The 2,104-nt window shown below is 58.9% G+C and carries 2 protein-coding genes; both read left to right on the forward strand.

From position 1 onward, the window contains the following. Nucleotides 1-849: L-fucose/L-arabinose isomerase family protein (locus WA354_RS23400; RefSeq protein ID WP_472815436.1), on the forward strand; the 849-nt coding region annotated here is incomplete at its 5' end. Between the two features lie 68 nt (nucleotides 850-917). After that, on the forward strand, nucleotides 918-2,087 hold the full coding sequence (locus WA354_RS23405; RefSeq protein ID WP_472815437.1) for a M24 family metallopeptidase: 1,170 nt from the start codon (nucleotides 918-920) through the stop codon (nucleotides 2,085-2,087). Nucleotides 2,088-2,104: the final 17 nt, after the last annotated feature.

Here is a 2,104-nt window from a genome sequence, read left to right on the forward strand (position 1 = left end):
CGTTACTCCGAGCGCATCTTCGAGACCAGCGGCATCACCATCGAGACGATTGACCTGTCAGAGATTTTTGGCCGCATCAATCGTATGAAGGATAATGACGATGCAGCGCAGGGCAAGCTGACCGCAATCAAGAAGTATGTGAGCACGGCGGGGATTCCCGATGAAGCGCTGATGAAGATGGCGAAGCTTGGCGCGGTGATCGACGGCTGGATGGCGCAATCGCACATCACTATCAGCGCCGTGCAGTGCTGGACGTCAATGGAAGAGTACTTCGGCGTCGTCCCCTGCACCATCATGAGCATGATGTCGAACGATCTGATTCCTTCGGCCTGCGAAGTAGACGTGCCCGGCACGTTGAGCATGTACATGATGGCGCTTGCCAGCGGTACGCCCTCCGCTCTGCTGGACTGGAACAATAATTACGGCAGCCATCCCGACAAATGCGTCTGTTTCCACTGCTCGAACCTTCCCAAGCACTTCTTCAAAGACGTAAAGATGGACTACCAGGAGATTATCGCCGGCACGGTAGGCAAGCTGAACACCTTTGGCACGTGTGTTGGCCGGGTGAAAGCGGGCGCGATGAGCTTTGCGCGTTACTCCACCGACGATCGTCGCGGTATCGTGCGCGGATACACCGGGGCCGGCAAATTTACCGACGATCCGCTAGAGACCTTTGGCGGCGCCGGCGTGGCTGAGATTCCGCAGTTGCAGAAGCTGCTCAAATATATCTGCCGCGAGGGATTCGAACACCACGTTGCCGCCAACTTCAGCGATGTCTCGAAGTCGGTGCACGAAGCTGCACGCTATCTCGGGTGGGAGAGCCACTATCACCCGAACCTCGAGGACTGATTCACTGGCGATACAAATGCGGGCGTTGACTTTCGTGTCGGCGCCCGTCGTTGCCTGAGGAGATTGATATGGACACTGCAATCATGACCAAGCGGATCAACAAGAGCCTCGTTGTGAACGGAACCACTCTAGTAACAGAGGCTGCCTGGAATGAAGAACTGAATGCCAAGCACGACAAGCTCATCGCGTGGATTCGCACGCAGGATCTGGAAGGCGTACTCATACGCCGCCACGAGAACATTGCCTGGTTGACAGGCGGAGCGGTTGAGGTCCGCGTGCTGACTCCGGGCGAAACGGGAGTAGCCTCGCTGCTCGTGACGGCGACGGGAAGGCGTTACTACTTCACGACCGAGAACGAAGCGCCGCGCCTGCACGATGAAGAATTCGGCCAGCTTGACTTCGAGCCGGTGCTCTTTCCCTGGTACGCCGACGACACCTTGCAGACCGCTCAACGATTGGCTGGAGTTCACATTGGAGCGGATACGCCGGGCCCCGGGCTCATCCCGGTCAATCTTTACTCACTCCGCGCATCGCTCAGCGAGACTGAAATTGCTCGCTATCGCTGGCTCGGCACGCAGACGGCGGATGCAACCGTTGAGTCACTGCACGAGGTCGAGCCGGGACTTAGTGAATACGATCTCGAGGCCCTCACGGCCGCTAACCTTCTGCGGCGCGGAATTATGCCCTCGGTCTATCTGTTCGCGGTTGACGATCGCATTTACAAGTACAAACACGCAGTTGCCCGCGGTGCGCGGCTGACGAAATATGGAATGCTCAATCTCTGCTCGCGCAAGTGGGGCTTGGCCATCTCCATCACGCGCTTCGTGCACTTCGGAGCGCTGCCGGCTGAACTCGTCGCGCGGTTCAAATCAGCCGCACAAGTGAATGCCGCGCTGCTCGACGCTACGCGCGTTGGCGCGACTTCAGCCGAGTTATTCCACGTCGCGCAGGCGGCGTACAGTGCCGAAGGATTTCCGGGCGAAGAGCGCTTCCATCATCAGGGTGGACCAACAGGCTACGGCGAACGCGAGTGGGTTGCGACGCCCAACGGCCGGGAGACCGTCGTGAACAACCAGGCCTTCGCGTGGAATCCCAGCATTCGCGGCGGCAAGGCCGAAGACACCGCGGTCCTGCATGACGGCAATATCGAGTGGCTCACTGCTACGCCCGACCTGCCCATCATCAATGCATCGGTGAACGGGAAGGTTTATCCGGCGGCGGGAGTGCTGGTGAGGTAATGCGGGAAGTAGGAGCA

The sequence above is a fragment of the Occallatibacter sp. genome, assembly GCF_049802275.1.
In the GTDB taxonomy this organism is placed as follows: domain Bacteria; phylum Acidobacteriota; class Terriglobia; order Terriglobales; family Acidobacteriaceae; genus Telmatobacter.